General features: G+C 62.8%; 29 protein-coding genes. 14 read left to right on the top strand and 15 right to left on the bottom strand.

The genetic code is table 11. From position 1 onward, the window contains the following. Nucleotides 1–27 precede the first annotated feature (27 nt). From EIL87_RS27045 to EIL87_RS27040, 4 genes are all read left to right on the top strand, one after another. On the top strand, nucleotides 28–273 hold the full coding sequence (locus tag EIL87_RS27045; RefSeq protein ID WP_199740353.1) for an SH3-like domain-containing protein: 246 nt from the start codon (nucleotides 28–30) through the stop codon (nucleotides 271–273). A gap of 17 nt (nucleotides 274–290) precedes the next feature. Continuing rightward, nucleotides 291–494, top strand: a complete 204-nt coding sequence (locus EIL87_RS27830) for a CbtB domain-containing protein (RefSeq protein WP_125089985.1) — start codon at nucleotides 291–293, stop codon at nucleotides 492–494. Between the two features lie 5 nt (nucleotides 495–499). Then, nucleotides 500–1267, top strand: coding sequence for a CbtA family protein (locus EIL87_RS10305; RefSeq protein WP_125089984.1), 768 nt, complete (start codon nucleotides 500–502; stop codon nucleotides 1265–1267). 187 nt (nucleotides 1268–1454) lie between these two features. Next, nucleotides 1455–1655, top strand: a complete 201-nt coding sequence (locus EIL87_RS27040; protein ID WP_199740341.1) for a hypothetical protein — start codon at nucleotides 1455–1457, stop codon at nucleotides 1653–1655. 274 nt (nucleotides 1656–1929) lie between these two features. Here EIL87_RS27040 and EIL87_RS10295 read toward each other — a convergent pair whose 3' ends face one another. After that, nucleotides 1930–2283 carry an N-terminal phage integrase SAM-like domain-containing protein gene (locus EIL87_RS10295; protein WP_233576144.1) on the bottom strand — a complete coding sequence of 118 codons (354 nt, stop codon included), beginning with the start codon at nucleotides 2281–2283 and terminating at the stop codon, nucleotides 1930–1932. Between the two features lie 644 nt (nucleotides 2284–2927). Here EIL87_RS10295 and EIL87_RS10290 point away from each other — a divergent pair. From EIL87_RS10290 to EIL87_RS10275, 4 genes are all read left to right on the top strand, one after another. Beyond that, a complete protein-coding gene (locus tag EIL87_RS10290) occupies nucleotides 2928–5255 on the top strand; it encodes an ATP-binding protein (RefSeq protein ID WP_125089982.1) in 2328 nt (775 codons plus the stop codon). Further along, on the top strand, nucleotides 5252–6922 hold the full coding sequence (locus EIL87_RS10285; protein WP_125089981.1) for a DEAD/DEAH box helicase family protein: 1671 nt from the start codon (nucleotides 5252–5254) through the stop codon (nucleotides 6920–6922). The genes EIL87_RS10290 and EIL87_RS10285 overlap by 4 nt, the downstream gene beginning before the upstream one ends. Before the next feature lie 22 nt (nucleotides 6923–6944). Further along, entirely contained in the window at nucleotides 6945–7529 is a 585-nt protein-coding gene (locus EIL87_RS10280; protein WP_125089980.1) for a hypothetical protein, read from the top strand. Nucleotides 7530–7594: 65 nt separating this feature from the next. Next, a complete protein-coding gene (locus EIL87_RS10275; RefSeq protein ID WP_233576143.1) occupies nucleotides 7595–8884 on the top strand; it encodes a DNA cytosine methyltransferase in 1290 nt (429 codons plus the stop codon). 324 nt (nucleotides 8885–9208) lie between these two features. Here the strand turns inward: EIL87_RS10275 and EIL87_RS10270 are convergent, their stop codons facing one another. Continuing rightward, complete coding sequence (locus tag EIL87_RS10270) at nucleotides 9209–9607, bottom strand: very short patch repair endonuclease (RefSeq protein ID WP_125090027.1); 399 nt, start codon at nucleotides 9605–9607, stop codon at nucleotides 9209–9211. 652 nt (nucleotides 9608–10259) lie between these two features. On the opposite strand from EIL87_RS10270, the gene EIL87_RS10265 reads away from it, so the two are divergent. After that, nucleotides 10260–11495, top strand: a complete 1236-nt coding sequence (locus EIL87_RS10265) for a hypothetical protein (protein WP_125089979.1) — start codon at nucleotides 10260–10262, stop codon at nucleotides 11493–11495. Here EIL87_RS10265 and EIL87_RS10260 read toward each other — a convergent pair. Further along, on the bottom strand, nucleotides 11453–12235 hold the full coding sequence (locus EIL87_RS10260; protein WP_125089978.1) for a hypothetical protein: 783 nt from the start codon (nucleotides 12233–12235) through the stop codon (nucleotides 11453–11455). The genes EIL87_RS10265 and EIL87_RS10260 overlap by 43 nt on opposite strands. Nucleotides 12236–12566: 331 nt before the next feature. Then, nucleotides 12567–13505, bottom strand: coding sequence for a hypothetical protein (locus EIL87_RS10255; RefSeq protein WP_233576142.1), 939 nt, complete (start codon nucleotides 13503–13505; stop codon nucleotides 12567–12569). Between the two features lie 391 nt (nucleotides 13506–13896). Between EIL87_RS10255 and EIL87_RS10250 the strand changes: the two genes are divergently transcribed. Continuing rightward, the gene (locus tag EIL87_RS10250; RefSeq protein WP_325049437.1) at nucleotides 13897–14199 is read left to right on the top strand and encodes a zinc finger protein; all 303 of its coding nucleotides are present in this window, start codon (nucleotides 13897–13899) and stop codon (nucleotides 14197–14199) included. Continuing rightward, the gene (locus tag EIL87_RS10245) at nucleotides 14196–14597 is read left to right on the top strand and encodes a hypothetical protein (protein WP_125089975.1); all 402 of its coding nucleotides are present in this window, start codon (nucleotides 14196–14198) and stop codon (nucleotides 14595–14597) included. Before EIL87_RS10250 ends, EIL87_RS10245 begins: the two co-directional genes overlap by 4 nt. Nucleotides 14598–14613: 16 nt before the next feature. On the opposite strand, the gene EIL87_RS10240 is transcribed toward EIL87_RS10245, so the two are convergent. The 10 genes from EIL87_RS10240 to EIL87_RS10195 all read right to left on the bottom strand — a co-directional run bounded on the left by EIL87_RS10240 (nucleotide 14614) and on the right by EIL87_RS10195 (nucleotide 22109). Continuing rightward, nucleotides 14614–14976: a hypothetical protein gene (locus EIL87_RS10240; RefSeq protein ID WP_125089974.1), complete on the bottom strand. Its 363-nt coding sequence runs from the start codon at nucleotides 14974–14976 to the stop codon at nucleotides 14614–14616. Nucleotides 14977–15002: 26 nt separating this feature from the next. Beyond that, nucleotides 15003–15653 carry a hypothetical protein gene (locus tag EIL87_RS10235; protein WP_199740340.1) on the bottom strand — a complete coding sequence of 217 codons (651 nt, stop codon included), beginning with the start codon at nucleotides 15651–15653 and terminating at the stop codon, nucleotides 15003–15005. Nucleotides 15654–15683: 30 nt separating this feature from the next. Further along, nucleotides 15684–16868 carry a hypothetical protein gene (locus tag EIL87_RS10230; protein WP_125089973.1) on the bottom strand — a complete coding sequence of 395 codons (1185 nt, stop codon included), beginning with the start codon at nucleotides 16866–16868 and terminating at the stop codon, nucleotides 15684–15686. A 41-nt stretch (nucleotides 16869–16909) separates the two neighbouring features. Further along, complete coding sequence (locus EIL87_RS10225) at nucleotides 16910–17161, bottom strand: hypothetical protein (protein ID WP_125089972.1); 252 nt, start codon at nucleotides 17159–17161, stop codon at nucleotides 16910–16912. Between the two features lie 49 nt (nucleotides 17162–17210). Next, entirely contained in the window at nucleotides 17211–17840 is a 630-nt protein-coding gene (locus EIL87_RS10220; RefSeq protein WP_125089971.1) for an SAV_915 family protein, read from the bottom strand. 461 nt (nucleotides 17841–18301) lie between these two features. Next, entirely contained in the window at nucleotides 18302–20428 is a 2127-nt protein-coding gene (locus tag EIL87_RS10215; protein WP_125089970.1) for an FtsK/SpoIIIE domain-containing protein, read from the bottom strand. Next, nucleotides 20425–21153, bottom strand: a complete 729-nt coding sequence (locus EIL87_RS10210; protein WP_233576141.1) for a hypothetical protein — start codon at nucleotides 21151–21153, stop codon at nucleotides 20425–20427. Before EIL87_RS10210 ends, EIL87_RS10215 begins: the two co-directional genes overlap by 4 nt. Beyond that, nucleotides 21150–21479: a hypothetical protein gene (locus EIL87_RS10205; protein ID WP_125089969.1), complete on the bottom strand. Its 330-nt coding sequence runs from the start codon at nucleotides 21477–21479 to the stop codon at nucleotides 21150–21152. Before EIL87_RS10205 ends, EIL87_RS10210 begins: the two co-directional genes overlap by 4 nt. Continuing rightward, entirely contained in the window at nucleotides 21454–21837 is a 384-nt protein-coding gene (locus EIL87_RS10200) for a WhiB family transcriptional regulator (RefSeq protein WP_125089968.1), read from the bottom strand. The genes EIL87_RS10205 and EIL87_RS10200 overlap by 26 nt, the downstream gene beginning before the upstream one ends. Next, nucleotides 21834–22109, bottom strand: coding sequence for a helix-turn-helix domain-containing protein (locus EIL87_RS10195; protein ID WP_125089967.1), 276 nt, complete (start codon nucleotides 22107–22109; stop codon nucleotides 21834–21836). The genes EIL87_RS10200 and EIL87_RS10195 overlap by 4 nt, the downstream gene beginning before the upstream one ends. Nucleotides 22110–22282: 173 nt before the next feature. On the opposite strand from EIL87_RS10195, the gene EIL87_RS10190 reads away from it, so the two are divergent. Then, complete coding sequence (locus EIL87_RS10190) at nucleotides 22283–22666, top strand: helix-turn-helix domain-containing protein (protein ID WP_125089966.1); 384 nt, start codon at nucleotides 22283–22285, stop codon at nucleotides 22664–22666. 177 nt (nucleotides 22667–22843) lie between these two features. Next, nucleotides 22844–23977, top strand: a complete 1134-nt coding sequence (locus EIL87_RS10185; RefSeq protein ID WP_125090024.1) for a protein kinase family protein — start codon at nucleotides 22844–22846, stop codon at nucleotides 23975–23977. On the opposite strand, the gene EIL87_RS10180 is transcribed toward EIL87_RS10185, so the two are convergent. Next, nucleotides 23924–24511, bottom strand: coding sequence for an NUDIX hydrolase (locus tag EIL87_RS10180; RefSeq protein WP_125089965.1), 588 nt, complete (start codon nucleotides 24509–24511; stop codon nucleotides 23924–23926). The two genes, EIL87_RS10185 and EIL87_RS10180, sit on opposite strands and share 54 nt — an antisense overlap. A gap of 139 nt (nucleotides 24512–24650) precedes the next feature. Between EIL87_RS10180 and EIL87_RS10175 the strand changes: the two genes are divergently transcribed. Then, a complete protein-coding gene (locus tag EIL87_RS10175; RefSeq protein ID WP_125089964.1) occupies nucleotides 24651–25742 on the top strand; it encodes a DUF262 domain-containing protein in 1092 nt (363 codons plus the stop codon). Nucleotides 25743–25890: the final 148 nt, after the last annotated feature.

The raw sequence follows: 25890 nt of genomic DNA, 5'->3' as shown, positions 1-25890 counted from the left end.
AGCGATCCAGAGGGGTGGTTGGGCCGAATGCGGATCCGCATACGTCCTGGCCAGGGCTTGTCGTGCGCGATTTCGATCAAGCGGCCGGACACCACTCAGTCCTACTACGAGCATTGGGTGGTCGCGCTCGAGAAGGTTCTCGCCGATCTGCGCGCGGTCGACCCGGAGGTGCTGCGGGAGAGGACGCACGAAGTCCTCACGACCCCACCCGACCGGCACCACCAGAAAGCACACCTCGAGCTCGTCGCCATCGACGCGGCGAAGCGGCCCTGAACTCCTGAAGGATTCACATGAGCTACGCAGCCATCCCGTCCGCCCACGTGGGCACTGCTGTCCGGGTCCCGGCATGGGCTTGGGCACTCATGGCTCTGGCCCTGTTCGCAACGTACCTGTTGTTGCAGGAGAACGGCACTCTGCTGTCAGCGGGCGCAGCCCAGTGGCTCCACGAAATCACCCATGACGGTCGGCATGCTCTCGGCGTGCCGTGCCACTGACCCACATGAACAGCCCGACGTGGGGCCGGCGTGTGGGAAACGGTGCGTTGGCCGGCCTGGTTGGCGGGGTTGCCGCGGCGGCGTTGCTCTGGACGTTGGTCGAACCGGCCATCGACCAGGCCATCGCGATCGAGGAAACCGGTCACTCGCACGGTCACGATCACGGCGAGGCCGTGAGCCGGTTGCAGCAGCAGATCGGTGGAACGCTGACGGTCGTCGTTGTCGCGGTCCTGCTCGGCATCGCTTACGCGGTGGCCTACGCCCGAGCGCGCCACCGTCTCCCGGGAAGGACCGACCTCGGAAGGTCGCTCAGCCTGGCGGCGCTGGCATTCGGCGCCGTCGTGCTGATGCCTGCGTTGGTGTTGCCCGCCAATCCGCCAGGGGTAGGCGACCCTGACACGGTGAACACGAGGACGCTGACCTACCTCCTGGTCGTACTGGCGAGCGCCGGTGTGATCGGGGTGGTCTTCACCGTCGAGAAGGCGCTGTCCCTGCGGACCATCTCAGCGGAGTGGCGGTGGCTGGCCTGTGCGGTGACAGGAATCCTCGGGGTCATCGCGGTCGTGCTCGTCGTGCCAGACGTCGAACAGGAGATCCCGTCGATCGTGCCGGCGGGGTTGCTCTGGGAGTTCCGCATCGGTTCGCTCGTTCAGCTCGCGGGAATGTGGGTGGTGGTCGGCGTGGTGCACGGCGCGCTCGCGCACCGAGGATCCGTGCGTGGCAGCGTGGACGCACCGCGAGAAACGCGGGTCTCACGAGATGCGGCTCTCTGAGGGGCGAGCCGCGGCAGATCGTGACCGCTCAACGATCACGATCTGCCGCGGCTGCTGCTGCGGCTCGGAAGTGCTGCACCCCGGTATCGACCACTCGGACCTGCTCGAGCACTTGCGAGAGCGCGCTCGAGACGTGGCTCGTGTCCGCACTGCGGAATGCTTGCTCGCGTGTGGTGAGGCGAACGTCGTGGTGATCTCGCCCGGCAAGAGCGCACGCGAGGTCGGAGTGCGGCCGGTCTGGGTGAGGCGGGTCTTCAGCCGCGAGATCAACGTCGCGTTGGTCGACTGGGTGAGCTCCGGTGGTCCGGGCGTTGCGCCGCCACCGGAGGTCCTGCGGTCGAGACTTTTCGTTCCGCTGCCGCTGGCGGCCAAGATGCTGCATTCCTGAACGGCTCGGACGCTGCGGTGGACCAGGTGATCGACCCCGTGGCGTGCTGGCTGCGCAGACTCTTCGAAGATCGGCGATAGTGATGACTACCTGCGCTCGGCGCTGACGAAATGACGCATCACCAGGAAATGGTCAAATGGTCCGGCCTCTGCAACGGCACGTTGCCTTGTGGTTGCACGATGGCGCAGCGGCCCGACCAACCGCTCCGTACGTCTTCCTGGCTCCGCGCTCAGAGCTCACGCCAAGAGCCGTACGTGCGCAACCGGGTACGGCCTCAGATTGGCGATGAGGTTGCTTCACACCTGCTGTCGCGGCGAGCGCGACAGCGTCGAAGATCGGTGTAGAAGCCTTCGGGCATCCTCGCGGGGATCTTGTTCACCGCAGTCTCGCCGAGCGCCGGTTTGATCGAGCGGTCGATGTAGCCGCTGTAGGTGTGCCGGGTGCTGTCTTCGATCTCGCTGGTGCGCATCCACTCGTCCAGGGCGAAGGACAGGCTCACGGTTGACGGGGTGTGGCGCTGGTTGTCGACCTGTGCCAGCAGCTTGGTGAGGGCCTTCTCGGCGCGCTTGTAGGCGGCCTTGTCCGTGCCGTTGATCGTCTCGCGAAGGTAGGTGCGGCGACCGGTCACCGGGTCGTTGCCTGCGAAGACGACCACCCGGAGCGTCTTGCTGCGCTCCTCGATGCGGCCACGCTGACTCTTATCTAGTCGTCAACGACTGTTGGTCTTGAGGTACCCGCCCCCGGGGCCGCACACAGGACCAACACCATGATCCACATGTTCTGTTGTTTTGCCTGGTGAAGGCTCGTGCCCCCGGTGCGATTCGAACGCACACTGGACGGATTTTGAGTCGGCTTCACGTTGTGGCTCTGGTGTATTGCCTGGGCGAACGAAGCGAAGCGGGTGGGAGGTGTGTCGTTCCAGAGGCAGTCTCAGCTGTAGTTCGCACCCAAACTCGCACCCAGCTGATGCGGTGACCGCTCAACGTAGAAGTCGCCCCTTCGGCGACATTTGACCGCTTCAGGCGTCAACGAGGCGGGTGAGCACATGAGAAACGGGTAACTACGGAGTTCTCGCCGCAGTGTCTTTACTGAGGGTGACGATTTGCGGGTAACTACGACATTCGGGTTAGTTCGTGAGGTTGTTCAGGCAGCTGGGGCGCTGTGGCTGCTACTCCTGGCGGAACATGATGTGGCTGTCGGGTCTGGTCGCTACGATCAGGTTGGCCGTTCGAGTCACGCCCATAGCCATCACGTTCGAGGGAGTCGTCCAAGGTGCAGATCACACCCTCCGCGCGGATTCTCCGCATGCTAGGTGAGATCGAGATCGAGGAGTGGAAGTGTCTCGCGGAGTTGATCGACAACGCCTTCGATGACTTCAACGAGATCATCACCTCTGACATCCGGTGGGCCGGTGGGATGAAAGTCAGCGTGACGCTCCCGAAGTCCAACGTCCGGCCTGCTGACGCCGAGATCGTCGTCCGGGACAGCGGACGGGGGATGACGAGGGAGCGTCTCGCGGATGCCGTCCGCGCCGGATGGTCGAGTAACAACCAGTTCGACAAGCTGGGTCTCTTCGGGATGGGGTTCAACGTGAGCACGGCGCGGCTCGGGCGAAAGACCCGCGTGCTGACGACGCGGGCGGGAGATCCGCAGTGGATCGGCGTAGAAATCGACCTGGACGAGATTGGGGACGACTTCGAGGCGCCCGACATCGTCGAACCCAAGAACGATCCGTCGGAACACGGCACAAAGATCGAAATCAGCAGGCTCGATCCCGTGCGTCTTGATTGGCTTGCACGGAATGGGAAAGCCTTGCGTGCCCAGTTTGGCAGGGTCTACGGATGGTTGCTAGAGCATCGTCCCTTTGAGCTGTGGGTCGCTGGCGTCGAGGTCAAGCCCCGGCGCCACTGCGCGTGGGGCAAGAACAGGAGCGTCACCTACGGCAGCGGTTCGCGGTCGGAGCAGATCCCCGCAGTTATCGAAATCGACGAGTCCTACTCGCCCGCCGACGCCTGTATGGATTGTGGGCACTGGCAGCAGCAGGGGCTTAATACGTGCGAGAACTGTGGGAAGTCCGAACATCTCAAACCTCGCAAGCGGCGCATGCATGGATGGGTGGGAATTCAACGTTACCTCGACAACGACGAATTTGGCATTGATTTCCTTCGTAATGGGCGCAAGATCCTTACTAACTACAAGGACATCTTCCAGTGGACTGACATCAACGATCCGACTTCCCGTGTCATAAGGGAGTACCCGATTGAACTCGGCCAGGGCGGGCGTATTGTTGGTGAGATCCACCTCGATCACGTGCGGGTCGACTACAAGAAGGACACTTTCGACAAGTCGGACCCGCAGTGGCGGCGCGCGATTGAGTATCTCCGCGGGCGAGGTCCCATGTTGCCAGACAAGGCCAAGGACCTCGGCTGGCACGAGCCGAATAACAGCCCCCTCGCTCGGCTTCATCGCGGCTTTCGACGGAACGACCCGGGGAAGCGCTACCTGGTCCCTGGAGATGGTCAGAAGGCGGTGCACTCGACCGCCTTCCGTTGGGGGCAGGAGTTTCACAAAGGGGCTGCCGAATACCAGACGGATGCGAAGTGGTGGGAACAGGTTCTCGAGCATGAAAGGCGCAAGGCCGAAGCTGCGCGGCCGAAACCTGACCCAGCCGAAGGTGGGGCGGTCGACGAGGCGGCGGTGGACGACGCGCTCGGGCTGGATGAATCGAATGACGGGTCGGAGGCCGTTGGCGCAGTAACGGCGCCCACTCCCGCGCCATCCGCACCGAAGCCTGAGACTGACCAACAGCGAATCGCGCGCTATAAGGAGGAAGGTAGGCCCATCGCCGAACTGGCCGGCGACCTTGGGCATCCCGACCTTGGGTTCATAAAGGTCGATGCGTTCTCCGTGGATCAGCGGTTGCTGGACGCCAATGGTAAGGAGACCGCTGCCCGGGTTGTTCCCGGTTCGGGAGGGTCCGCGACGGCCTTCGTGAATCGGCGCCACCCGCTCTTCGTGCGTTTCGGATGGTCCTACGAGGATGCCATCGTCACTGAGTTGGCGGGACTGCTACGGGCGAGGGCTGGGTCCGATTTGTCGATTTCCGAGACCATTTCGATGGTTAAGGAAAAGTCGATGCAAGACACCGCGATCGACGTTCGCACGATAAAGGCGCAGGCCGACGATCTTCTCGCTGAGGTTCGGAACCGAATGGCGGAAGAGATCGAGGACGAACCAGAACGAGCGTTCCAATACCTCACTGACGATGAACTCATGGCCACCGAGAACGCCATGATCGCCAGTGGCAGCCGAGGCGCTGGGCCTATGGATGAGGCGCCGTTCGTTCGCTACGCCCCAAGTCTGTTCCTCGTGCGACTGGTCGAGGAGATTCCGGAGATGTTCCTCGACGGTAAAGTATTCCGTTCTCCCTATAACGGAGTCACCTCTGCCGCTGGAAAGCGGCAATCCGTCTCGCAAGTCACCTCGCTGCTGGCCGACGTCGCCGCTCTCGCCCAGCAGTACGACCCTGGCGAACTGCGTCTAAAGCGCACGCGATTGAGCATGCAACTCCTACTCGACGAACTGGCGCCGGAGCGATGACCAATTTCCTGGATTCTCGAAAGCTCTTGGCCGACGGTCCGCGGGGTCTGACCCATGCGCTGGAACGGGCACTGTGGCACCTAGGCTTTGTTGACGTGCGGGTAGTGGATGGCCGTGATGATGGAGGAGCTGACCTACTGGCTGTTCGGAACGGTCAGCAGTGGGTCGTCCAGTCCAAGTGGACGAGTCGAGGCACCATTGATCGTGTTGGCATCGACGATTGCGAGCGCGCTAAGACCCGCTACGAGGCTGACAAGTGCGTGCTCGCCACGAACGGAGCGCTCAGCCGGGGCGCGGAGAGTCGACGAAAGATCCTTGACGACGTCGGAATCAAGATCGACGTATGGAACGGTAAGACTTTGGCTTCAATCGGCGAGCGGATGTCGACCGATGTGCCATCACGACTACGGCCCAGGAAGTATCAAAAGCGCGCTATCACAAGACTGAGGGAGGATCTCGCCCAGCGCCAACGCGCGCTGCTGGTCCTTGCTACCGGGCTCGGCAAGACCATGGTCGGTGGGGAAGTCATCCGCCAACACCTCGACGAGCACCCACACGATCGAATCCTCGTCGTAGCGCACATGCGCGAACTGGTCGAACAACTAGAACGATCTTTGTGGCGGCACTTGCCCAAAACAGTCTCGACGCAGGTTTTGACCAGCGAGCGGAAGCCCACCGCGTTCGACGGCGTTACCTGCGCGACCATAGATTCCGCGCTCGGCCTGGTTGCTGACGGTTACAAGCCGAACCTGATCATGATTGACGAGACACATCATGTCGGTGCTGCGGGTATGTATCAGATGCTGCTCGAAGCTTGTGCCGGAGCACTGCAATTCGGTGTCACGGCGACCCCATGGCGAGGCGACAAATTCGATATCGAGGACCACTTCGGCGCTGCCAGCTTCACGATGGGCATCGAGGAGGGGATGCGTGAAGGCCATCTCGTCAAGGTCGATTATCGTCTTTTCGTAGACGATCTGGACTGGGACTTTGTCGCGGCGGCCAGTCGGCAGGGCCACACGATTCGGGAGCTGAACAGCAAACTCTTCCTGCCGCAACGAGACGAGGTCGTAATTGACTACCTGCGAGAGGCGTGGCGAGGTATCCACGAGCCCCGCGGAATCGTCTTTTGTCAGACGATCGAGCATGCTGAGCGCATGGCTGAACTCCTCGCCTCCTCCGATCCGGCCTGGGCGCGCGCCGCAGCACTACACAGCGGCGTCCCCAAGCAACATCGACAGATCCTTCTGAATTCGTTCCGGTTGGGGCGTGTCCCAATCCTGACGACCGTAGACGTGTTCAACGAGGGAGTCGACGTCCCGGATGTCAACATCATCGCCTTCCTTCGCGTCACGCACAGCCGCCGGATCTTCGTTCAGCAGCTGGGCCGCGGTTTGAGGTTGCGGGATGGCAAGGAATCCTTGCTCGCCCTTGACTTCGTCTCCGACATCCGCCGTGTCGCCGCTGCGCTCCGGCTGCGCCGGTCTCTCAACGTCGGTGATACCGAAACGCTCAACCTTCCCCTTGCCAGGGGAAACAAGATTGAATTCACTGATGCCTCGGTGGGCTCGCTGCTCGATCAATGGATACGCGATGCTGCTGACCTGGAGACCTCCGCCGATGAGGTCCACCTGCAATTCCCCGACGTATCAGCGAGCGTGAACTAAACTTATGTCACTTCCCAGGGACGTGCGTGACCGTGTTGTCCGCCGTATCTATGCCGATATGCGCTCGATTGACTGGGACGAACTGAGTGCTCGTGATAGGTCCCGACAATACGATCTTTGGAACAACGATTCCGAGATTGGGGCTATCATCGCGAACTTCAAGGACGATCCCCGTCACTGGATCAAGGACGGACCGGTCAAAGAGTGGCCTCGCGCCAAGATCGGTCATGGCCCCTACGCTCGCTTGCTGGGAGGGAGCCACGATCCCGCCGCAGAACGGCAACAGCTCGCCGAGAAGATCGTCAGGCTGACGCTTCCCGGTTGGATCCCCGATCCAGACTCCATTACCGAGAAACCGATGCGGATGGTGGTCCATCCACCCTTCCATGGTGAGGAAGTCGATGCGCGCATCATTGCCTGGGCTAGTTCCGAAAACTTCAAGCATCTTCTGTGGGCTGCGTTAGAGGCCGTCGAGTCGGACGACCACCGCTCGTGGGTGTTAGCGGTGACCGAGACCTTCGAGAAGCCCGTAGCCGCCGACACGAAGGCACTGCACAGACGCATTGTCCAGCGTTGCCAGCTCCAGGTGGAGCACATCGAGCTGTGACTCCAACAGCCGGCCCCTCGGCGCGCCTTCGAAGCATGATCACCCCTCCGCGGTACAGTCACCAGGTGCCTCAGGTAACCGACACCCTGTTCGACGTCAAGACCTCCGACGACACGGTGCCCATCAGCGCGAGTTCGATGCACCGCGAGGTGGGGACCAGCATCGAGCTGTTCGCTGGTGGCGGCGGGCTCGCTCAGGGAATGCACCGCGCCGGATTTCGTCATCTGCTCACCAACGAGGTGGCCAAGCGTGCTTGCGAGACTCTTCGTCTTAACGGGGCCAAGGACTGGAAGACGGGAGACCTGGTTCCGGAGGCACTGAATTCGCCGTGGCCGCTGATCGAGAATGACATCCGTACGGCCATAAATGATGAAGTATTCAAAGGTCTGGTCGAGAAGGTAGATGTCGTGGCTGGCGGCCCACCCTGCCAGCCCTTCAGTCTGGGGGGCGTCGCGAAGGGCCACGAGGACGAACGGAACATGTTTCCGGAGCTTTTCGCGGTCGTCCGGGAGACACGGCCCAAAGCGATCTTGTGCGAGAACGTTCGCGGTCTGCTGAGGCCGTCGTTCGCGCCCTATTTCGAGTACATCCTGAACGAGCTGCGCGCTCCGTTTGAAGAGCGCAAAGAGGGCGAGCCGTGGTACGAACACGACGCCCGTCTTCGTCGAGCCCTCAAGAAGGAAGGTAGTGATCTCACCCAGCGTTACGAGGTACTGCCGATACCTGTGAACGCCGCAGACTACGGTGTTCCGCAGATCAGGCAACGAGTCATCATCGTTGCGTTTCGCAAGGATCTTGCAGTGGACTGGAAGGAGCCAAGAAAACAGCACAGTGAGACGGCGTTGTTTATTAGTCAACTCGACGGTAGCTATTGGAAGAAACGAGGATTAGCGCCGAACGATGAACTCATTGAGCGTGCTCGTCGTCGGCATGTTACCGACGATGGGAAAAAGCCATGGGTTACCTTGCGCGACGCCATCGGCGACCTACCGAAGCCGATTGTGGGCGAGGAGCTAAAAGGTTACCACCACCATATCGGGTGGCCGGGGGCGCGGATCTATAAGGGGCATACCCCGAATCTTCTTGATCGCCCAGCCAAGACGGTCAAGGCTGGCGTGCATGGCGTTCCCGGCGGAGAGACCGTGCTTCTGGAGGACAATGGATCTCACCGCTACATGACCGTCCGCGAAGCGGCTAGAGTGATGACCTTTCCTGACACGTGGCGATTCGCCGGTCCCCGTGGTGAACAGATGCGTCAGTTGGGCAATGCCGTTCCGGTCGATCTCGGGGCGATATTCGCCAAAGCGGTCGCGCGAGCGCTTCGACCAGATCTCGACATCAATTGGGCGGGGTGATGGCACATCCACTCTGGCGGCATGAAGTTCCGGATGAGCGAGCTTGGAAGCCGATTTCGCAAGGAAGACGCTCGGCCCGCGACTTGGCGTTGGAACAAGATCGTGCTGCTGGTGGGCGCAACGCCCGGCTGGTGGTCCTCCCTGATGGTCGAGAGGTACGTGCGTCGATCGAGCTTAAACGACAGCCGAATAGACGTAGAATCTATGCGAACCTCCGCTACTCATGCGATGGGGAGACCAGCGTCAAATACGTTGGCGAGGTCACCCGTGATACGCGCGAGGAAAATCTTCGGCAGGCATGGCAGATTGTACGCGATAAAGAAATTATCGCCTCTCATGTCGACGGCTCGCGCGCCGATCCGTGACCAACTCCTGAATTCGGTCCGAAACGCTGACGGGGCTTTCATGCTCCCAAAATCGCAGAACCAGCCACCCCGCCTCTTGTAGGGCCTCGTTCGTCTCCTGGTCACGCTTGAGGTTCAATGCGATCTTTTCCTGCCAGAAGGCCGAATTCTTCGTCGAAGGTCGATAGTGGTCGGGACATCCGTGCCAGTAACACCCGTCGATCATGACGGCCACCATGGCTGGTCGAAACACGATGTCGGCCGTGCGACGAAAGGACTCGATGGGACGCTGATGCACCCGAAACCTGAGGCCCCGCCGATGAAGTTCGGACCGTATGGCGATTTCCGGCTTGGTGTCGCGACCGCGCACACGGCTCATCCGGTTGCTGACTACCGGATCGACTTGTTGAGGTCGCTTGACGTTCATCGTTGTGCCTTACGCTTTCGGGAGTTTCCGGGCTTGGGAGTAGAACGGAGCTAGCCGAGCTCGGAGGCTTCGCGTCAGTCTGGTGGAACGCATCAGGGTACTGCTTGCTCCTGCGTCCTGGGGTCTTCAACGGAACAGAGGCTACTCCTGAGACTGCGCTGATCCCAGTGGCCTACCCTGCGGGTAGGATCTTCTCCGTACTTTCCCCAGGTCGTCCAGGCTCGATGTCACGGTCCGCGCCCTCGACGCCTCTCAGCGCCGCGATGGCTGGCATCGCGTGTTTGTTCAAAGCGCAACGATTCTTAGTGGCGGACATGTTTGAGTGAAGACCTCGGGCATCGAACTACCTATCGCCTCACGCCATCAGGTCAAGTGTGAGAGGGAGAATTGCAGGGGCTGGTTCGTGTGCCGACAAGACGCCCTGTCAACTGGGGGGAATATGCGCAAATGGAGCAAGCTAAACGACAAGCAGGCTGCTGTGCTACAGAGGATCGCTGACGGTGATGATCTCGGTAGCCCGGATGCTGTTGCGCTTCGTGTCTCGGCGCGAGCGCTCGCAGCCCGTGGCCTGGTGCGAGTGAGTCGGGCTGCTGGTTGGCGAGCGGTGATCACCGATGCCGGTCGCTATTACCTTGAGCATGGCCGTTATCCGCGGGAGCCGGTGTACGACCGTCACGTTGGTGCCTTCCGTAGTCGCAGCGGTGACGCGAAACCAGGTACCCCTGACGGCGAAAGTGGTCGTAAGGGAGCCAAAGACATCGGGGAACGTTCACGCACGGCTGTCTCCGCCCATCGTCTGGAAGCCGCAGAGGATTTGATCGCGAATCTGCAACGTGACGGTGAGGTGGTCGTCAACGATGCAGGTCCGAAGGAACGGGACGACCTGCGTCGAGTGATCGACTTCGCGAAGCGCCATCACCTCATACCGGCTGGCCAGCGGATCGAGAAGAGCAAATGGCGGACAGGCGATATTCGGGTGCGCCTGGTCTCCGAATCACATCTCAACTCAAGACCAACGTCGGCCAAAGCTGACATCGACGTGCCGATCTCGGTACAGGAGTGGCACCCGCTGTTGGCAGCATCAAGCCAACCCGGCGAGCTTCTGTCGGTCTCGGAGGAGAGCTTGCCACGTGCTATGCGGATCACGCAGGCGCTGCTTGTAGAGGCCGAGAAACGTGGCTATGAGGTCGGCTGGTCGGAAGACGCCTCGCAAGGCATTGAGATCCGTATTGACGGTTTTGCTCAGGTCGTTGCGATCGAGGAAGAGCTGGTGAAGCAAGACGTTCTGCCGGCGGCTTCGGAGCTTGAGTCCACCTACGGTTGGCAACGGATCAGGCCGGAGACCAAGGAGGTGCCCTCGGGCAAGCTCGCCATGAGCGTTTCCGGGGTTTGGCGGTTCGGGGCCCAGCGACGGTGGGCCGACCGCAAGCGATGGTCCCTCGAAGACCGACTTGGTGACGTTCTGTCCGCGGTCGAGGACATTGCGCAGGCGAAGGTCGAGCGTAAGCGTGCCGAAGAAGAGAAAGCAGAGGCTCGGCAACAGGCGTGGGAGAACGCGGTGGCGGAGGCGCGAGTCGCGTTCCGGCGCGACAGACGGGTCAATGCACTGCTGGAACAGCTCGACAGCTGGGAACAGGCGCGACGGGTCCGCACGTTTACTCAGGCGGCACGTCTGACGAGTCAAGCCGATCCGGAGTGGCTTGCGTGGGCGGATTCCTACGCCGATGAGCTTGATCCGCTCACCGGACCGGTCAAAGCGCCCGAGGACGTTGAACCTGGCCCCGAAGATTTGCGCCCTTACCTCGGACGATGGAGTCCGTACGGACCTGATGGATGCTGATTCTCGCGGTTGGCCTGCCGCAGCAGCTCGACTGGTATCCCCAGATCGCGTTCGAGTTCGCGGGCGGACCTGCTGTCGCCTGCGTTGCGTACGGCATCGATTGCGCGCTCAACAAGGTCACCAAGTCGTTTAACCTCAGTCCGCAGCGCGTCGAGTTCGTCTCGTCGTGCCGTGGCTTCGGCTCCGCACCATTGACGGATGAGGTCACGGAGTGGGCGACCGTGCTCTTCATCAACCTCGGCGCAGATCTCCGCGCTGATGTGGTGGTCACCGTGCATGTAGCCCCAGCGGTTCTCGTGCTCAGCCCTGCGTTCGTCCTTCGTGATCTCGGCTATGTAGTGGTCCGCGTACCTCTTCGCCAACAGTTGGGCAAGCTCACGCATCACCCGCCAGGGCACGATCAGTGAGCCGTTCTCTTCGGTGAAGGCCACGGGATCGTCGATGATCCTGCTTCGGTCAATTCCGAGGTGCGCTGCCAAGGCGTCGACGTCCATGATCTCCAGCGCACCTTCGCCCCGGCCCGACAGTTGCCTTGCACAATCATGGTCAGGCGCGAAATCGAAGATCCACCCTGCGGCTGCGTGTTCTGTGGTGTCACGCGCCTCCGCTGAGGCGTCACGAATGGCGTTCCAGTGCTCGTCTCGCTCTTGCCATGCTGCGACGTCCTCCCAGCGGACCTTTAGCCGGTTTGGCGGTACCCAATCCTCGCAGCCCTCGTATGCGTCTTCGACGAAACGCACCCGCACTCGCGCAGGGCGTGCAGAGCCCAGTCGTATGACATCGACAGAGGTCACAGGCCCCTGTGAGCCTTTGCGGTATGCCCACCGTTGCTTGGGTGCGATGAGCTCCCCGTTGGCTGCCTTCATTGTTGGCTGACCACCACCGTCGGCTGCTCGGGTCATTACCGGTACCCCTCAAAGTCAGCTACAGACAGACCAGCATTTTGCACGTCGGCTGACTGTGGAGGTTGCCGTTCGATGTGCGTGTGTCTCTTGCCTGGCTCAGTGGAGGTCATCCCTGCTTGTCGGGTTTGGCGATCGTCCAGCTGGCGACGCCTGTGCCTCAACATCGTTACGTCGAACCAGCTCGGAGCATGCCTTCGATGCGACGCTGCTGGCGGATTGAGCCGATTGACTTCGCTCGGAAGGAAGCCTTACTAGCTTCTTCCTGGCTGGCGTCGCGGTCGTGGGCGGATGCGTAGGCGGTGGCCAGGTCAACCCGTAGCGCTACTTCAGCACGGGTGAATGTGGGGTGCAGGTCCTGAAGGGCAGAGGTCAGGGTGGCGATTGCTGCGGGGTCTGCGGTACGGGCGAGACCGTGTCCGCGCCAGCGGGCTAGGTGGATGTTGTCCAAGGCCACGTAGGGGCCGTCCTCGAGATACGGATCTGTTGGTAGGGATTGGAAGGCAGCGTCGAAGGCACGCAGCGATTCATCGCGCTGGTCGTCTGCGGCGAGTGCCTCTCCGTGGGCGGCAGCGAGCCAAGCGCGTAGCAGTTTCGGGGACTTTGCCTGAGCTCGTCGGCGGGTTGCAGCGAGAACATCGACAGCGGACCGGGTTTCGCCGATGTCAATTAGGACGAATGCTTGTTCTGCGGTCGTGTGGATCTCGAAAGGTTCGATGCCGGATTCGCGGGCGGCGCGCTTGGCCTGCTCGTAGTGCTGCCAGGACTGGACGGTCTTGCCGAGGTCGAGAGCTTGCCAGCCGGCGAGCGTGTGGAGTTCGGAAAGCAGCGATGCGAGCTGTTCGCGTGTCCGGCCGGGGAGGCTGTGGTCGAGCAGTGCGCTGACCTGGTTTGTTTTGACGCACACCTCTTCGTGCGCAATGACAGCCCCGAGCTGGCGGTCGAGACGGCGGATAGAGCTGAGCTGGTCCCGCAACAACGTGAGGGCTGCATCATCGACCTGGAGCGAGGCGTGCAGCCTTTGCCGCAGCTCTACGGTGCCCTCGTCTACCGGCTCGGCAGTGACAGGCGCAGGAGCAAGTAGCTCATCGATGCTCGACCCGAGCATGTGCTCGAGTAGACGAGCAGTAGCTGGCCGTACCGGGCCGAGAGGTCGCCCCTTCGGGCCACGGCCGGATACGAGTCGCTGCAGGTGTCGTACCCCGAGAGTGCCGGCTTCACCGTGTTCGCGAGCGAACCGCTCGGCTGACTCGGCGAACTCTTCGAGGGTCTGACGTCGCTCTCGAATCTTCTGTTCAAGCACTGTGCGTGGTGGTCGCACGGTGTTCCTCCCCGTCCGCGCGCGGGTTCCAAGTCGTCCCTATGTCGTGCTCAGGTCGTGGCGCTGATATCGCTCGCCTACGAAGCTTATTTCAGTGTGGCACGCGTTGACTACTCGCGGTCACACTTCCGCCCGGCGGCAGCGCCACTCCGCGCTCTCACGCTGTCGTCGGGTCGGAATGAGGCGAGAGCTGGCGGCCCCGACCCCCACCAGCTCTCGCCTCGCGCTACTGGACGGTTTGTGTCAGAGCTGGGAGGTCTCGGAGATGCACCCTTTTCGATGGGTGCCTGCTGACGGTGGACGCCATGCCACGGCGGATGTACGTCTTGCAGGGGCGTACGCAACAGGGGAGACGATCGTTGCGCTTTGTGCGCGCAAGGTGACCGTCGCCAAGAGCACAGAAGTCGCGTGGCTGTGGCCGACCTGCGCTGAGTGCAACAGCGAAGCGCACGCCTTGGCCGAGTCAGGGGCGGAACGATGACCAGTGATGCAGCCGCACTGGCGGTCCTGCTGAGAAAAGCCCAGTGGCTCCTCGACGACGTCGCGTACGAAGTCGCCGCGGGCAGGTCGGAAGCGATCGATTTGCACCAGGTAGCAGGCGTCCTGGAAGGCATTGCACAGGTTCTTCGCAACAAGCCGGGCAAGCACGGCGTTGGCCAAGAGCACGACGCCGATCTGACAGCTACGCGAGACTTCAGGAAGCGGCCTCAACAGGCATCGCCGACAGAAGGGCCACGGCTCGAATGGGGCGAGCTAGGCGCTGTCGTGGCCTCCACTGGGCCGGCTGTAACCCGCGCGATCAGCATTGCGCCCATCGACTGGTCGGGGCGCTCAGGTTCGGAGAGCGATCACGAGCCCCCCGAAGCCCGTGAGAAGTAGGGCGAAGTGGAGGGGATCAGACGAGGTTCGCGGTAGTTCGGATTTCCTCGATGGCGTGATCGAGCTTGTTGACCACGAAGAGCTCGGCGGTGCCGTCGCGTAGCGTGATCTTCATGCGGTTGCGCAGCCCACCACCGTAGATCTGCCTGAAGTTCCTCTTCTCCTTGCCGACCTCGGCGATGTCCTGGAGAGGAGCCCACCAGAATTCGCCTGCCAGCGCTGCGTCGACGGCGTGCGGGCAGAAGACCACGCGCAGGTTGGTCAGGTAGAGCCGACCGCCTACAGCTCGAGCCGAGTGCTGGGTCCGGTTGGCCCAACGACGCGAGCCGACGACTTCGCCGTCAATTGCCGGAACGGCGTTGGGCAATTCAAGCGTCACGGGTCGGTCCTTCCTGTGGAAGCGGGTCATTGGGCCGGAGCTGGTCGGGGTACTTGCAGAGCGCTGTGGACCATTCCGTTGGTGGTGGCGTGACCGGCGACGACGGAGTGCAGGATGCCGTTGTAGACCAGGTCCCAGATGTCGCGGTCCTCTTGCAGTGCACTGGTGCTGACCTTGACTTCGCGTCCCGCGCCGTCCTTCAAATCGATGTGGATGGCATTGCTACGCACACGTGCTTTGATCGATGTGAGCTCGTAGAGCCGAACCCACGTCTTGCCGACCTTGAGCCACTCAGCTCCCACAGCGCATTCTGTGGCCCGCGAGGACGCGTAGACGCCCAGCGAGGCGAGCACGAGGATCGCCCACACGAACCAGAACTGCATCCAGGCGAGTTCGCCGCCTCGGATCAGTGTCAGTCCCAGCACCATGATCACGAAGGCGACGGCGCCGGTGAGCACGGCGTTTCGGCGGGAGCTTCGGTACCACTCCAACACCGGCCCTTCGCCGTCTGGGGGCGACGGTGCCTTGGACGGGTCCTGCACGCGGTCGCGGTCGTGTTCCTTCGGGGGCTTGTCCTCCTTGTGGAAACCAGGTGCTCGGGGAGGTCGCGGCAACCCGGTGGTCGCATCCGGCTTGGGTGGCAACTCGGCCGCTGTGCAGAACAAGTTCGTGTCCATCCGTGTCCCTGTCGGTGCTGTGTGGCCGAGTCAGTCGCCTTGGAGCCAGTCGACAACTCCGGTGGCGACCAAGCCGCCGGCGATGCCTCCCACTACGCCGCCGACCACGGTTCCGGCCCCGGGAAAGACCGTACCCACGGCGGCTCCTGTGGCCATTCCACCGGCGATACTGCCACCCAGGCTCGCGGCGGTGTCTGCTGTGGCATTCCATGGGTCCTTGCCCATTGCTACGTCAGCTCCGCCGGAGGCGAGGGTCAGGCCGGTGCCGACGTACGGCAAGCCGCGGAGGACGTTCTTGCTGACCTTGCCCACGGTGGAGCCACTCTTGACCAAGTTGCCAGGGTTCTGCTCGATCGCGGTCCTGGCTTTCTCGGGGATCGCGCTGTTCATCCGCTGGACCTGCGCGTATTGCCCCTTGATGTCCGCAGCCATGTCTGTACCGCGTGCAGCGGCCCGCTCTGCAAGCTCACGCATGGCAGGGGAGTGGGTCATCGTTGCGGCTCGCGCCTGCATGGTGCTGGCGGCACTTTCCATCTTTTTGGAGCTTTCGAGCAGGTCGTTCGCTGTGGTCTGAGTTGTCTTGACCCAGCTCAGGCCGTTGCCGACGGCGTACATCGCGTACGTCTTGAGCTTCTTGACCGACTCTTGCGGGTCTTTCATCGCCTTGTCCAGGGCCACGTGAGCATCGGCCTGCTGGTTTCGAGCGCGGTCGGCGATGCCGGAGGCTTCCTCGAAGGCCCGTCGCTTGCGCTCGTACTGCGCTGACGCCGCGGCGTGGGCCTGACTAGCGGCATTGTGCTGCGCTTGAGCTTGGGGCGATGCAGGGCCGGTCGGTGGCTGGGGGACAGGTCCTGGAGCAGGGCCTGGTGGCAGGATCGCCGTTGCCGTGACGACGAGCTCGCCGGTTCGTGCCACGGAGCGAGCCTGCTCGAACTGGGCCTTCACCGAATCGATCTTGCCTGCAAAGTCCGTCAGTGCTTGGCGAGCTTTCGTGACGAGCTGCTCGAGCGTGTCCCCGTCTTCACCTTGCCTCGTCAGCTCGCCGCGACATGCCTGACCAGCAGTGCCCTCCCAGAACGACTCCGATTCACCTCGTTGCCGATAGACCGAGTCGCCGAGCTGGCCTACTCCCGGAGCAAGCTGCCCCAACCAATCGGCCACGCTCCGGCACGATGCCGGATCGTCACGCACCTCAGTGTTCAGCTCTCCCGCCATAGCCCTGCTCTCCCCAGGAGAGTCGTTCTTTCACTCGACGCTCAGCGCGTGAACTTCGGTACCCCGTACAAGTCTTCGGCGTTGCGGTTGTCCACTTCCGCGTAGCTGCCGTCGCTCGCGTCGATCTTGTTGGCGATGTCCTCGACACCCGCCGCGACAGCAGCCGCTGCCTTGGTGATCTCCGAGAGCGTGTAGCCGACGTTCTGGTTGGAGATCGTGACCTCCGGCATCGGTGGCACCGACTTCGCAGCGCCTTCCAGCCCGGAGGTGCTGTCCCGGAGTTCACTGGCCATTTGCCGAATCCCGTCAGGGTCGGCCTTGATGCCGTCGTTCCCCATCCCTTTACCCCTCCTCTGCGCCGTGACGCAGGTACGTCGGCAACGGTGTGTCCAGGCAAATCGTGTCCGCTCCGGATTGGCGCCGGGCCTCGGCGACCAAGCCCGCAGGAATGGTGACCCATGGTTGATTCGGTCCGCAGGCGCTCTCCAACGACTGCAACGAGCTGTACGCCATGATCGCGAGACGGCGGCCCGGCATCGGTTGAAGTTCCAACAACGCCTGCTCTTGACCAGCGGCGAACGGCTTCGAGGCGATGTAGGTCATGGCCCAGTCCGGCGAGTCAGATTCCTGCCATGAAGGTTCGTCCTCGGCCATCCCGCCGGCAGTGCCGCGAAGCTCAGAAGAGAGCGGCACGTCGAGCAACACGCTGAACGCGACGCCGTGCTCACCGCGAGAGAGCTCAGCAAGCCGTTCGGACGGCAGCAGCACCCAAGGCTGATCTGCGCCGCAGCTATCAAGGAACCGATCCAAGGACGAGTAGGCCAGCACCACGGACTGGTTGTTCCACTCCCGAAGCTCGAACATCAAGGTGCCGGAGTTTCCGTCCGGCCGGGCTGCCAGGTAAACCTGCGCTGGCATGTGCCACGTCTCGTCCGGATCGAGCACGCTCGGGCGGTCGCCTCCGCTGCTCACTCGCAGTTCCTCCCCATGGCTACTGAATGTGAAGCACGGGCGACCGTATCCGAACTATCTGATCGCTTGCAGAGGGCTTCTACTCATCACCCGAACAGACGCCAGTGAGCTATCGCACTCATTTGGTTTGCTCCGTGAGTCCGTCGTACAGGACGGCATTGCGACGCTGCTGTGGAACCAGCGCGACTTGTCACCAATCACGGCCGGAGACGGTGAGGTAGAAGCCTCCAGGCGCGGGCGCCAAGTGAGAAACCGCGTGGGACAGGCTGCGGTCGTGCGGCGCACGAAGGTGAGATGAGGCCGATTCCGGGACGGCTGGGACGGGTGCACGCACACCCGTCCCAGCCGTCCCAAAGGAAGGTATTGCCTGGTCAACGGCTACTTGATCGCGTCCCGTCGCGTGGGACGGGTGCGGGTGTGGTGGTCACAGTTGGGACGGGTTCGCGGCTGTCATGGGACGCCTATTCGCCTTCCTTCTCCTGGGCCGTGTGGGCCTCGTCCACTGCTTTCCGGAGGTCCGCGGTGTAGTAGCCGCGGACCTGGCGCACGGTGCCGTCTTCGGAAGCGACGCGGGCGCGTCTTGGCTGACAGCCGAGCTCGCCCATCTGCCGGCCGAACAAGGTCGGTTCGGAGTCGAGTGCGTCGATGAGCTCGGCCGTCGGTACGAAATCGCGCCGGTCGATGTCGTCTCCCAGGTAGTCGACGACCGACGACAGAGGTTCTGGCAGTGCTGAGCGGTCGTCCAGAACCTCGGAGCTGCTGCCGAGCGCCTTGGCCACTGCCGTTGGGTCGACTGCCCGTTGCAGGTCATCACCAGCGGCATGGCCGGTCAACGTTCCGGCTGCCTCGCGCAGAGCTCTTCCGCGGCCGCAGATGGTTCGCCATTCTGGGTTCGGCATGAAGAACGTGCGGACCAACGTGGCGATGGTGTCCGCGCCGGTTTCGCTGTCCGGTCGCAAGATGCCGACCCCTTTGTGGCTCGGGAGCAGCGTCGAGGCATCAAAACCCCGGGTGTTCATCTGCTCGCCGAGCACGATGTTGGAATCACGCCAGTCCATGACCCGCAAGGCGAATCGCGAACCGAGCACCGCGCGCAACCGGGACGGGATCGTGTTCGAGTCGGGGCGCTGGGTGGCGAGGATGACCACGATGCCCACGGCCGGACCTTTCCTCGTGAGGTAGGTGAGCAGGTCTGCGATGTAGGCGCCGATGGTGCTCTTCTTGCCGCCGATGTCTTCGCGGGCAGGGTTCTCCAGGTACACCTGCACCTCGTCGATGACCACGGCCGTGATCGGCATGTCGAGGTCGGTGTCCCGGGAGATTGCCGGGGTGATCTTCGATTCCGGGCAGATGTCGTCATCAAGCCTGGACATCCGCGCGTAGCGGGATTGGACTTCTGCCACCAGCTCCACGAGGTGATCGCGAACGGCCTCGACGTGTTCGATCTCGTCACCGCAGACGAACCGGTGCGCGACGGCCTCCGCGGCTTCCCAGTCCTTACCTCCCTTGCCGTCGAAGACGTACAGCCTTGCGTGCGGGTCGAGGATCAACCCTGCAGCAGGCAGTCGGGTCGAGAAGGTTTTGCCCTGCCGGGGAATCGCGCCGATCAGCAACGATGTCCACACGAGCTGCAGGTCGACGCGGCGGTTGCGAGCATCGCGCCCGAACGGGATCGCTCGCCACGCGTCCCACTGCTCGACGTCTAGGAGCGGGAATCGCATCGGAGGCCCTGCGTACGGGTCGGCGTCGGCGACCCACAGGAAGACACGACCGGCGTGCCCGCCGCAGCCTCGAACTCGTTCGATGATGAGCTGCAACTCATCGACTGCAAGCGCTGATGCGAGAGCTTCCCTGTGCTTGATGACGTCCGCTGCCTTGCGCGTCGCTGGCAGGTCGACGGTGACCGCCCAGCCCGAGCCGTCGTGCGCAGCCCTTTCGACCAGGCGCAGGGACTCGTCCTTGCCGATCAGCTTGGCATCGCGGAACGCTTCGACCAGGACTTGCGGATCCATCGTCCAGGTCAGACTGCGGGGGCCGGACAGCACGGGCTTCCGGCCCGGTGATCCCTCCTTGCGGCGTCCGAAGATTGCCAAGGACGCGGCCGCCAGGCCTCCCGCAGCCCACAGAGCTGGTGCGCCGTACAGGACGTACGCGACCACCAGGACGGCGGCGGAAGCCAACCCGGCTGTTCCGGTCACCTTCCACCGGAACAGGGTCAGCTCTCGGATCTCGATGAACTTGTCCACGAGCTTCTCGGACTGCTCCGCGGCGTCCCGGTAGTCGTGAACCCGGACCCACCGACGCCAAGCACGCACCGCGGCGACCGTCCCGCGGCCGGCAGCGCTGACGAACCGCCACGGGAGGTGTACGACGAACAGAAGGAGATCCAGGAGGGCCTGCTTGGCGGCCTTTCGTGACTTGAGTGCGGTAGGCACGCGTGGTGAACGCTGCCACCAGTTCATGAACCGCTGCCATCGCGTCAGCTTCGGGACCGACGCCGCATCGTCCACGAGCTCAGCGTCGAAGATCGCGGATTCAACTTCGCTCGATGGCCGTGGTACCGGGAGCGGTTCGCCCTGCTCGTTCATCGCGGACCACCTCCCCCGTCCACTTCAGCTGCGAGCGCGGCGGCCAACCGCGACGAGAGTCCACGCGAGCAGCCAGTTGCCTCCCGAATCCACGACGGCGACACCGTCACGTCCGGGCTCCACGCGCTGCGCGCCCGCTCCAGGTACTCCTCGAACGACGTCCGTCGCTTGACGCTTGATTGGGGCGTCGGCCGCTCGCGGTCATGGGGAGCTTGGTCGGGCGAGCCAGCCGCTGCGTTCGTGAACGCTGTCCGGACGGCCTCGCTGAGCTTGTCCCGCAGATCGGTCACGGCCTCGGCCGCGACGAACACGACCAGTGGAGGCACGGAGTGCAGAACCACCGAGTCGGCCTCGCCGGCCGCGTATGCGGCCCAGGTGTTCATGACGTACGTGGCCGCGAGCGTGAACCACTTCGCAGCACGCACCCAGCCACCGGTGCGGATGCCGTACCTCGCGGTGACCTGCTCGGCGCGCAGGATCGCCAAGAGCACCAGCGACACCATCGGGTCGAGCAGCCACGCCGCCAACCACACCAGCGACAACGGTGGCGAGTCAGCGGCGGCGAACTGCTGGACGTAGGTCATCGTGAAGGCCAGGCCGAGCAGGATGCCCGTCCAGCACAAGCGGTCGACCTGCTTGCGAACCTGTTCGACGTGCTCGGCCTCGGCCCGGGTGGGCGGCAGCTGCCGCCCACCCTTCGCCGGAGGCGGAACCTGCCCGATCATCGCCGCCGACTCCTTCGCTGCGGAGTGTCGAGCGTGGTCACGGTCAGAGCTCGAGTGAGCGTGTACGACGCGAGCAGCGCCGGCACCGCGAGCACCGCGAGCAGCAGCACCGTGTTGCCGGGATTGACTATTACGATCCACTGAACCCCGACGATGGTCGCCGCCGTCAGGAGCACCCGCCCGGTGAGCGACATGAGTCGGGCTCCAGCCCGCGTCGCCTCGGAAGCCCGGTGCGCAGCACGCGCACTCGCGCGCCACACGGCGAACAAGGCGACGACGATGCCCAGGCCGATCAGCACTTCAACGGGCGTCAGTTGCACCCTCATCGCCGGTCACCTCCTCGTTGCTCGTTGGTCCGTGCTGTCGATGCGCCAACCAGATCGGGTAGAGCGCTCGTCGGTCCTGATCGGGCATTGCTCCCCACACGCCGAGCGTTCGTCCGCCGTGCAACCGGAATTCGAGCTCCAGGCATGCGTCCTGGACGGTGCAGCCCGTGCACAGATCGGCCGCGAGCTGCCGATCCGGGTCCGCGCTGGCAGATTCCGGCGGTTCCTCGTCTGTTGTGATTTGCATGCACCTGCCGTCGCGCACGACGACCTCGGCGAGCACATCGGTGGGGACGTGCCGCAAGCGATCCAGCTGTGCGGCGATTCGCTGGAGTCGTTCGATGTCGAGGTGGTTCATCGCGCACCACCCGTCAGCCGAGCGATCTCCTGAGCGGTGCGGTGCTCAGCGGCCATCTGGGCGACGTCAACGCAGCCGCCCGAGGTGCTGGCCTCGTTGGCGAGCTTGTCCACCGCTGCGGCGGGGACGACGTAGCGAGTGCGGACCCGAACTGAGGGGAACGCACCTTCGCGGATGGCTCGGTAGAGGGTCGAGGGATTGCATCGCATGATCTGCGCGGCTTCACGGACCGTGTAGAAGGTCGGCCGCGCGTTTTCAGCGCTTGTTTCCATGGCGGTATGCCCTTCGATTGAAGAGGAAAGAGATTGTTTCGGCGCATTCAAACGCCAATTTCAGCGCTAATTGCGCAGATTGGTCGAAGCCCGGCGATTCGTGAGCCGGGTCTGCCTTTCGGATTCGCTACTGCGCGCTAATCTCGGCGCTGAGGCGGAGCGCGGAGGAACACGTGACGGAAGACTGGGCTGCGGTCGCGCGCGCGATCAATCAGCGCACGAGCGAGCTGGGCATGCGTCAGCGGGAGCTGTCGCGGCGCTCGCACGTGTCGCAGGCGACGGTGCGCGAGTTGCAGCGCAACACGGTGCAGCGACGCCGCAGCGCGCGAACTTTGGAAGCGCTGTCGCTCGCGCTCGGCTGGCACCCGGAACATCTGTTGGCAGTGCTGGGAGGGCGTGAGCCGCCCCTGGCCGGCGAGCCGGTGTTCAAAGAGGACGACGTGCCCTCCAGGCTCTCGGCCATCGAGCGCCAGCTTGGCCAGATCACCCGCCAACTCGACGAGATGAACGCTCGACTGCGCGCTGGAACCGGAAGTGACGGCGAGCGGGCGGGGTAGCCGGCTCTGGTCCTCGACGGCCCGCCGCAGTGGCGGGCTGGTGGTTGCGTTCGTGCTGCGCATGCCACCAAGAAACGGCATCCGCGGAAGTTTTTGCAGATGGCGCGGGTTAACCGCGAATCCATTAACCGCAATTAACTTCGCAGGTCAGGACCGTTATTCAAGGTGGGGGCGGTGATGGAGGAGAAGCGACTTCAGGCGGTCCGCAAGCAGCTCGGTTACTCGGCCGAGGCTGTCATTCGCATGCTTCTCAAACGCGCCGACACCCTCGGCGTCCCGGTGATGACGGCGGCGAGCCTGAAGACGAAGCTCTCCCGCTGGGAGAACGGGCACGAAGCCGTTAGCGAGACCTATCAGCGGCTGTTCCGCGACATCTACGGCCGCACCAACGAAGAACTCGGCTTTCCTCCGGAGGCCGAGGACAGCGACGCCGCGGAGCTGCGGTCGAGGCTGGCGATGGCGAAGACCGTGGACGCGGACACGGTCGAGGTCTTCCTGCGGCAGATCAACGATGCGAGACACGTCGACCGCCGCTTCGGCGGGATCACACTGCTCGACCAGCTCCGCAGCACCATCAAGCAGGTCGAAGACCTGCTCAGCTACAACACCATTGGCAGCCAACGGGAAAGGCTCGCCGGTGCGCTCACCGAGGCGTCCACATTGGCGGGCTGGGAAGCGCTGGACCGGAACGCTCTCGGGCAGGCGTGGGAGCACTACGAACGCGCGAAATCAGCGGCCCGCGAGGCCATGGCTCCGGCCTTGCTGGCACACGCCGCGGCGGAGCAGGCGTTCGTCTTGATCGACGTCGGCGAGACCGCCTCGGCCGTCGAGCAGCTCGCGTACGCCTGTGAGGTCGCGGAGGGGTCGGCACCGCCGCTGCTGCGAGCATGGCTGTCCGCGGCTCACGGAGAGGGACTGGCCGCCGTTGGCGACCGCGACGGTGCATTGCGGGCGTTCGACGTGGCAGATGCGTTGTTGCCATCCGAGCCGGTCGACGCCGCGCTGCCGTTCCTTTTCCTGGGTGGCTCGCACCTCGACCGCTGGCGCGGCAACGCCCTGAGCAAGCTAGGCGAGCCAGAGGCGATCGACCAGCTCGTCGAAGCGCTACCGTGCGTACCTGCGCAGTTCGTGCGGGCGCGCACAGGGCTTCTCGTCGACCTGGCTCTGGCGTTCGCTGCCGCCGGAGACCGCGACGCCGCGCTTGACCACTCCAGGCAAGCGCGGCGGCTGGCTTCTCAGATCAAGTCAGACCGACACCTACGCCGGCTCGGCGGGCTGATCTTGCCCGGTTCCACCGAGGATGTTGCGTGAAGCGAGGAAGTACAGCAGCGCCACCAGGGTTCCCGAACCGAGCAGCTCCTGCCGCTGCGCCAGTTCGGTAACCCGAGATAGCGGAACCCACTCGACCTGGCCGACTTCCTCGGTGTCGGTCGGATCACCGATGTGCTTCGCCCCACGCCACAAGTAGACGTCCACCGGGGCGGTGACCTGTCCAGGCAGAGGCTCGAAGGTCACCAGGTGCTGACCCTCGCCGACCGGCTCCCAACCGCTCTCCTCAGCGGCTTCGCGAGCGGCGGTTCCAGCTGAGTCGTCACCGTCGTCGACCAAGCCACCAAGCAGTTCGTAACCCCACTGCTGGGTCGGGAACCGGTAGCGCCACAGCATCAGCGCCCGGTCCTGCTCGTCCACGATCAGAGCGATCGCGATCCGAGCCAGGTGAACGACGTGGTACTCCCACCGCTCACCGTTCGGCGCCTCCACGTCAGCCAACCCCAACCGAACCCACCGGTTGTCGTAGACCAGCCGTTCCCCGTACGTCTTCCAAGCTCCGCGCTCAGTGCTCACACGCGCAGCCTACGGGGCGAGAGCTGGACTCTTGCAAGCGAGAAGCTCGTGAGCAATGGACTCTAATGCCGAGGGCGCTTTGGAGGTCGCGTAGCACTCTTACTGAAAGATGACTACGTCGGCGTGTGTCGAGGTATGATTGATCAAAAGTGAAGGTTTTGGAGGAAATGTGGAAGGTAGCAACCCGGAGCACTACCCTATCGCTGACTTTCTTAAGTGGGCGCATGACAAAGAGCTTGAGCTGAACCCGAAGTTTCAGCGCGGCTCAGTGTGGGTTTCGGCTGCGCGTACATATCTTATCGATTCGATTTTGCGCGGTTATCCCATACCGAAGATTCTTATGCGGACACGAATCGACAGGGAACTAAAGCGAACTATACGGGATGTGGTCGACGGCCAACAGCGACTGCGGACAATTATTGATTTCGCAAATGGGAAATTCCCCCTTGGGGGAAAGGCTGGTGAATTCGCTGGTTGTCGCTATGCCGATTTGAGTGAGGAGCTGCAGGACCGCTTCCTTAGCTATAGGTTGACTTCGGAGCAGCTAATGAATGCATCAGACGATGACGTACTGGAAGTATTCGCCCGAATCAATTCTTACACTGTCCCCGTCAATGAGCCTGAGTTGAGGAATGCTCGATTTGATACCGAGTTCGCTGGCCTCGTTAAATCCACAGTATCCAACGCTAAGTCGCTTTGGTCTCTGAATCCGGTTTCTCAGCGGGATCGTGTGCGGATGAACGACCACTCCCTCATTGCTGAAATTTACATATTCTTTGTTGATGGGATCGGTGACGGAGGAGAGTCTCGAATCACGAAATTCTACGAGCGGATGAAATCGGCTACCGCATCTGAACTGCCTGACCAGAAGAAGGTTGAAGGCTATATCAGCGAGGTGGTCGATCTTCTTGGGCAATTCAAATCGGAACGAATTGTCCAGCGACCCCATTTCCTTATCCTTCTGGCGACGTTGGCGTATATGCGCGGCGACGTGGCGCCAGGGCGGATAGATTCGAGCGACTTTCCGCCAGTTCCGAATGCTCCGCTAGACGAAATGGCGACTGTTGACCAAATCTCGAAACTGAACGCAGCGCTCCAAGGAAACTCAGAGGACGAGGACGGGAATAATCCCTATATCCACTTTGTTGAGGCTGCGCGATCATCTACGCAACGCATGAAAAGCAGGCAAGTTCGATTTGAGTACTTCTATCAGGCGTTGAGTGCAAGGTGATGTGTACTTGTGAGTTCCTTGCGAGAAGTGGTCGATGAGTTTGAACGCGAACTTCGCGAGATAGAGAAAGTATTCGAAGAGGCTGATGGGCATGATTGTGTAAGCGGCTTCTCCATCCGATACGGCGCCGTTGAAGACGGGTGCGTTA

It is taken from the genome of Saccharopolyspora rhizosphaerae (genome assembly GCF_003931915.1).
Lineage (GTDB): Bacteria > Actinomycetota > Actinomycetes > Mycobacteriales > Pseudonocardiaceae > Saccharopolyspora > Saccharopolyspora rhizosphaerae.
The sequence above is the reverse complement of the archived record's forward strand: the minus strand, read 5'-3'. Positions and strand labels throughout refer to the sequence as shown.